This is a genomic window from Helicobacter pylori, assembly GCF_001998165.1.
GTDB lineage: Bacteria > Campylobacterota > Campylobacteria > Campylobacterales > Helicobacteraceae > Helicobacter > Helicobacter pylori_DL.
The window spans coordinates 21,749-28,822 of sequence record NZ_MTWR01000046.1 but is presented as its reverse complement, the minus strand read 5'-3'; the positions used below and the strand labels follow the sequence as shown (position 1 = coordinate 28,822).

Sequence of the window (7,074 nt, the reverse complement as noted above, 5' to 3'; positions counted from 1 at the left end):
TTTTGTATTAGTTAGATGCTCTACAATTGAGCCAAAAATCTTCCCGTTAGCCTGGTTAACATAATACTTAGTCTTATCGTAAGGAATGGCTGCAATCGCCCCACCCAAAGAAACAGAGAGCCTATGGTTTTCGGTGCCTTTAGGGAGTAAATTGACTTTGACTTGCGCTAAAGTTACAATATCTATAAAACTTTCAGTAGGATAAATCCCTTTTTTAGTATTGATTTGAGAATTGTTAAAACCAATCTTAGAAAAGTTCTCCACACGACCACTAAACCGATAATCAAAAGCTTCTACAGGACACAATAAAAACGATAAAAGCGATAAAGAAGAAGTCAAAAAATACTTTTCTTGCCTCACTAAACTCTCCTAATTTTAATGGTATGATCTTTTTTGTTGAGATTATAATTATAATCAAAAAAAAAAAAAACAGCATGAAGTTAAAATATTAATTAAAACCCACAACCTTATTTTACAAAAAATAACCTTTTATTGTAAATTGGTTTAAAATCAAAGGATTAAAATCATATATTTGTTACTTTTAAAGAGCGTTTTATTTTTGATTGGACTCATTACGCATGAAATTCTCGCTTCTTTTAACCCTCTTTTTTGTTTTTGCGCGAGCGTTTTTATTTCTTCACTTCTTTGATCGCTTCAAAGAAAATAGCCACACGCGCTCAAATTTTAAAACTTATAAGAAATTTCAAATCTAGCGTTAAAGCCAGGCTCTGCCATGCCCCTTGCGTATTTGTCTTGATTGGGTTCATCAGGGCTCATTACTGGGCTTGCTTGATCAATATATTGTTGGTTAAAAACATTGTTAAACACCGCGTTCAGGCTCAACCCTTTGAGTTTTTTGTAAGTGGGCTTGTAAGTGATAAAAAAACTGCTCACCCCATAACCGGGTTTATGCACATGAAAAATCCTAGGGGTTTTAGGGCAATCGCTAGGCCGTCTGTCAATATCCGTAGGGCCGTTACGATAAGGACTATAAGAGCAATAATCTAGATCGGTAACAAAGCGTGAAAGCCAAGTGATGCTAAGCCCGGTGCGTGGGATCGTATAGCTTGCCGTTAAAATAAACACATTGCCGGTTGTAGCCGCCAATTCATACACATCAGCGATCAAACGCCCCTTTAAAGAAGGCCATGATCGCGCCACGCTCAAGCCTAAAGAAAAGCCCTTGTATTTAGCTGTCCCTGAAACTTCATAACCCGGCACATAAATAATATCTTGTGCGGGCAAATTGGTGACAAAAAGCGTTGAAGAAAATTGATTGATATAATTAGAAATCAATTGGACAAAACCGGCAGCCCTAAAATCAAAATACTGACTGCTGTATTCGGTGTTAAATTCCGCATTTTGCCCAATTTCTGGCTTTAAATTGCGGTTATAGCGCAAATTATCTTGACGCATCCACACCAAACCTCCAGGCATAGGGCCTCTGGTTACATACGCATAAGAAAGCCTGAAATTCAAATTTTCTAAAGGCGAGACGTTTAAAGCCGCGCTAGGGCTAAACCCTTGAGTTATGTGCAATTGCCAGTCTTTATCCACTAAAGTATAGACATCATAACGAGTCCCTGCCCCCAAAGTTACCATAGGATGCAAGGTGTAATTCGCTTGCGCATACACCCCAACCACATTCGCCGTAGCGCCATTTCGTTGGCAGCGCCCGTTCATGTTAGGATCATCAGGGCTTGTAACCCTTAAGCATGCGTCAGGGGCATCGCCGGGCTTGACTAATTCGCTATTAGGGATCGCTTTATCAAAAGTGGTTAAGTTTTGGTAATTCAACCCGTATTCCAAAAGATTGTCATTTTTATGATCTATGGTGTGGATCACGTTCGCATTAAACCCAGAATTGATGATGAATAAATTTTTATTAGCGACAACAGATCCCCCTCCAAGGCTTTTAAAAGTGATGGAGCAGGTTTGTTTAAGAGCGTCATAAATGCCCCCTTGCGCCACGCATTGATTTTCTTCACCTTGAGAGAGCTGCGGGTTTGGGGTGAAAGGGATGATAGCCGCTATATCGCTAGGCCTAAAAAGCGGATCAATTTGGACATTTCTAATGCTTGTATAACCATTGATTTTTAATTTAGGATCACCAAAACGGCTCCCCCCTTCTCTTTCATAATTCAAACTCACGTTATGCACTAAATTGACGCTATAAGTTTTAAACAAACTAGCGTCATTTTCAAACAAGCAATCATCAGGGTTTTTCTCGTTAGGGAAAGCGTTAAAATCGCCGCAAGAATAGGGTAAAAAAGTGCCGGTAAAATTCGCTCTTAAAGGGCGATTAGCGTTATCTCTAGTCATGTTGTAACTGAGCGTTAAGGTATCCCTTTCGCTCAAATAACCATTGATCTTAGCCATCACATTGTTTTGCTCGCTAGGGCTTGCTGTAACTTTATTCTCCGCTTTAGGTCTAAAGAGATCTTTTGTAGCATTATCCCCATCACGATAATAAAAAATATTTTGGTGCGTGTAATACAAAAGCATATCAAAATGATGGTTACGATAAGCGCCCATCACGGTTTCTCGATCCCCAAAGTTGGTCAAAAAAGTTGCAGCCCCACTCATGGCGTAGTCTTTGCCTTTAGGGATAAAATCGCTCGCACTCTTAGTTTCCATTTTAATCGCGCCAATTAAAGCCATAGGCCCCGCACTCGCTTGAGCCGCCCCCTTAGTAACCACCACGCTTTTAAGCATTCCAGGATCAATGATTGTATTGCCTTGATGCCCATAGCTTGCGCCCATTTGCGCCGCGCCATCCACCGTAACCCTAGCCAATCTGTCTTCAATACCGCGCACATAAATTTTTTGCGCTATCACCGCACCTCCGCCCACATTGATATTGGGGTTTCTTCTAAACATGTCGCTGATTTGGTTGGCTTGCCTTCTTTCTAATTCCTTACTTGAAATGATTGTCTGGTTGTTGTAATTAAAGATTTTAGCCGCTTGAGTGGTAACTTTACCCAGAGTGTGTTGGGCGTTCTTTTCTTTTTTCCTTTCTGTCTTTCTTTCTTCTTTTTCTTCTTCTTTAGCCTCTAATTCAAACGTTCCTAATAAGGACAAAAAAATAGAAAAACTACAATATTTCCTAAAACGCTTGTCATTCATTCTTAAAATCCTAAATATAATAATAATTTCTCTTAAAAAATAAAGGTGTTATTATAATCAAAAAAATATTACAATCACCTTAAAAAAGCTAGCCATTTTTGATAAACAAATGATAAACTTTTAGAAAAATCCCAAAAAAAACCCCTTTCAAAGCGCGCAGAATGCGAAATAATAAAGGGTAATTTTATCTTACTCTCACTTTTTTATGTTTATAAAGCCTGAATATTTTAGAACTAGAGCTTTCAAACAAACCCCTTTCATCGCTCACAATCGCATCAGCGAGATTGGAAGCGATTTCTTTATCATAAGCGCATTGGGTGAGATTGGCTGAGGTGCTATAAAGCGTTTTAAAACGCTTTAAAAAATCCCCATGCCTACCCCTAACCACACGAACGGCTTTAGAATTAGGGTAAATAAAAGTGGTTTTAACGCTTCTTCTAATGAGGTTTTTAAAAGCGTTGGGCGCGCGCACCAAACTTTTCAATGTGGTAAAATCAGCGCTTTCTGTTAAAACGCTTTGGTTTTTAGGGCGGCCTTTTAAAGCGTTGAGCTTGTCGCTGTCTTTAGAAAGCAGCCCGATAGTGGTATCGCTTTGGGCTAAATACACTAACGCCATCAAACTACTTCAAATAATCCTGTAAGGCTAACAACTCGTCTTGTTGAGAACTTTCTTCTAACGCTAAAAGTAAGACTTCTATCGCGCTTAAAGTCGTGAAATAACTCACATGGTTTTTAAGCACAGAAGCACGGATGAGTTTGGCGTCATCTTGAGATTTGTGATCGCTGGTGTTGATAGCCATGCTGATTTCCCCATTCATCATCAAATCCATGATATTGGGGCGGCCTTCAGAGATTTTAAGCACCTTTAAAGACTTCACCCCGGCTTTTTCCAAAGCTTTATGCGTGCCCTCTGTGGCGCACAATTCAAAACCCAATTCAACCAATCGCTTCATTAAAACGCACGCTTCTTCTTTATCCTTATCTTTAATAGAGACAAAAATAAGCCCCTTGTTTTTAATGGGGTTAAAGCAAGCCGTTTGAGCCTTAAAAAATGCAAGCCCTAAAGATTTAGCAATCCCCATGACTTCGCCGGTGCTTTTCATCTCAGGCCCTAAAATCAAATCCGATCCGTAAAGCTTATTAAAAGGGAAAACCGCTTCTTTTAAAGCCACAAAATGGGGCATTTTAGGCTTATAAACGCCTTTAGAATATTCTACGATATTTTTTTTATCATAGAACTTCAAGGCTTCTTTCAAGTCTTCTAACACTATAACCCTAGTCGCCACTTTCGCTAAAGGAACGCCTAAAGCCTTGCTTAAAAAAGGCACGGTCCTGCTGGCTCTGGGATTGACTTCAATCAAATACAGCGAATTTTGATACACGGCAAATTGGATATTCAATAGCCCCACTACGCCTAAATGCAGAGCGATTTTCGCGCTCACTCGCTCAATTTCATCTAAAATTTCAGGGCTTAGAGTGGAAGGGATAAAGCATGCCGAATCGCCTGAATGGATACCCGCCTCTTCAATATGTTGTAAAATGCCGGCAATATAGACCTCTTTTTTGTCGCAAATGGCATCCACATCTAATTCCACCGCTTTTTCTAAAAACTTGTCAATGAGGAGCGGATTTTTAGGACTAATCTCCAAAGAATGCGTAACGCTTTCTAAATAATGGTGCAATTCTTCAATATTTTCTAAAATTTGCATGTGTTGGCCGCCTAGCACATAACTAGGGCGCACAATGATAGGGAAACCAATCACGTTAGCGATGCTATAAGCTTCATCAATGCTCTTAGCCATGCCGTTTTTGGGCTGCTTAATGTCAAGCTCTTTTAAAAAGAGGGAAAATTTTTCTCTATCTTCAGCAATATCAATCACCTTAAAAGGCGTGCCAATAATGGGGGCTTGCATTTTAGCTAAATCTTTAGCGAGTTTTAAAGGGGTTTGTCCCCCAAAATGCACGATAATGCCATCCACGCGCTCCCTTTGAATGATGCTCTTCACGCACTCAAAATGGATTGGTTCAAAATAGAGCGTATCGCTCGTGTCATAATCCGTACTCACGGTTTCTGGATTGCAATTGAGCATGACGCTTTTAATGTTCAAATCTTTTAAAGCAAAGCTCGCATGCACGCAACAATAATCAAATTCAATGCCTTGACCGATGCGATTAGGCCCAGAGCCTATGATTAGGATTTTCTTTTCTTGTTTTTCTTGTTTGTTTTTAATAGGGGGCAAAGGATTAGGGGCATAGGTGGAATACAAATAAGGCGTGAGCGATAAAAACTCCGCCGCGCAAGTGTCCACTTCTTCAAAATTGGGTGCGATTTGTAAATTCATTCTGGCTAATTCCACTTCAAAAGGACTCACCTCTAAATTGTCATTTTCTTTGATTTTAGCGGCAATCCTGGCATCGCTAAAGCCTAAATTTTTAAGCCCTCTTAATTTTTTAGCGTCCGTTAAAACGCTAGAATTGATGCTTTCTTCTGCTTTGACTAGTTTTTGAATTTGAGATAAAAACCACCTGTCAATCTGGCATAATTCAAACACTTCATCAACGCTAACGCCGAGCCTGAACGCATCAGCGATATAGAGCAAGCGCTTGGGATTGGGCCGGCGGATTTCCTTTTTGATCGCTTCTAAATCTTTGCTTAACGATTCAAACCCTAGCCAATTATTTTCCAAAGAGCATAACGCTTTTTGTAAGGCTTCTAAGAAATTCCCCCCTATCGCCATCACTTCGCCAATGCTTTTCATAGAAGTCCCTAAAGTGCTAGAAACACCGGCAAATTTTTCAAACGCAAAGCGAGGGATTTTCACCACGATATAATCCAAACTAGGTTCAAAACTCGCCGGAGTGTTGGTAATATCGTTTTTGATTTCATCTAAGCTAAAACCCACCGCAAGCATGGTAGCGACTTTTGCAATGGGAAACCCGGTCGCTTTTGAAGCTAAAGCGGAGCTACGGCTCACCCGTGGGTTCATTTCAATCACAACCATTCTTAAAGTCTCTGGGTGGATCGCAAATTGCACATTACTCCCGCCCGTATCCACGCCAATTTCTCTCAAAATCGCAAAGCTCGCATCGCGCATGCGTTGGTATTCTTTATCGGTTAAGGTGAGGCTTGGAGCGATCGTGATGCTATCGCCGGTATGAACGCCCATGGGGTCAATATTTTCAATGCAGCACACAATGATGCAATTATCCTTGCTGTCTCGTATGACCTCCATTTCGTATTCTTTCCACCCCAACAAGGACTCTTCAATCAAAATTTCATTAATGGGCGAAGCGTCTAGGGCGTTTTTAGCCAATTCTTGAAACTCTTCAATATTATAAGCGACCCCACTCCCCCCCCCAGCCAGCGTGAAACTCGCTCTAATAATGGCTGGAAAGCCAATTTCATTAATGGCTTCTAGGGCTTCTAACTCGTTATAAGCGTAACGCCCTTTAGGCAAATCCATCCCGATTTTTAACATCGCTTCTTTGAAAGCCTGCCTGTCTTCGCCTTTCTTAATCGCTTCAATCTTAGCCCCTAAAAGTTCCACGCCTTCTAACATGCCCTTTTGATGCATCTGCATGACCGCATTCAAAGCGGTTTGCCCGCCCATTGTGGGTAAAATAGCGTCAATCTTTTCTTTTTTGATGATAGCGGCGATATTTTCTGGGGTGATGGGTTGGATATAAGTTTGATGAGAAAATTCAGGATCAGTCATCACGGTGGCCGGGTTAGAATTGATTAAGATCACTCTATAACCTAAAGATTTTAAGGTTTTACAACTTTGAGTCCCTGAATAGTCAAACTCACAAGCTTGCCCGATCACAATAGGGCCTGAGCCTATCAGTAGAATGTTGGAAATATCGGTGCGTTTAGGCATAACCAATCCTTAAAGAAAGAATATCAACGAAGCGTTATCAATATTTTAAAGTATTTTTTATTAGGTTTTT

General features: G+C 40.4%; 4 protein-coding genes. All 4 read right to left on the bottom strand.

Going from position 1 to position 7,074, the window contains the following annotated elements:
• The coding region (locus BZK24_RS05925) for an outer membrane family protein (RefSeq protein ID WP_143424386.1) at positions 1-360 on the bottom strand (360 nt) is incomplete at its 3' end.
• Between the two features lie 324 nt (positions 361-684).
• Positions 685-3,126, bottom strand: a complete 2,442-nt coding sequence (locus BZK24_RS05920; protein ID WP_171972414.1) for a TonB-dependent receptor domain-containing protein — start codon at positions 3,124-3,126, stop codon at positions 685-687.
• Positions 3,127-3,310: 184 nt separating this feature from the next.
• Positions 3,311-3,742, bottom strand: a complete 432-nt coding sequence (locus BZK24_RS05910; protein ID WP_077656865.1) for a Sua5 YciO YrdC YwlC family protein — start codon at positions 3,740-3,742, stop codon at positions 3,311-3,313.
• A gap of 4 nt (positions 3,743-3,746) precedes the next feature.
• Complete coding sequence (gene carB / locus BZK24_RS05905) at positions 3,747-7,004, bottom strand: carbamoyl-phosphate synthase large subunit (RefSeq protein ID WP_077656864.1); 3,258 nt, start codon at positions 7,002-7,004, stop codon at positions 3,747-3,749.
• Between the last annotated feature and the right edge of the window lie 70 nt (positions 7,005-7,074).

Coding starts and splice junctions, on each gene's coding strand:
- carB (WP_077656864.1), bottom strand. CDS start 7,004: ATGCCTAAACGCACCGATATTTCCAACATTCTACTGATAGGCTCAGGC.
- BZK24_RS05910 (WP_077656865.1), bottom strand. CDS start 3,742: ATGGCGTTAGTGTATTTAGCCCAAAGCGATACCACTATCGGGCTGCTT.
- BZK24_RS05920 (WP_171972414.1), bottom strand. CDS start 3,126: ATGAATGACAAGCGTTTTAGGAAATATTGTAGTTTTTCTATTTTTTTG.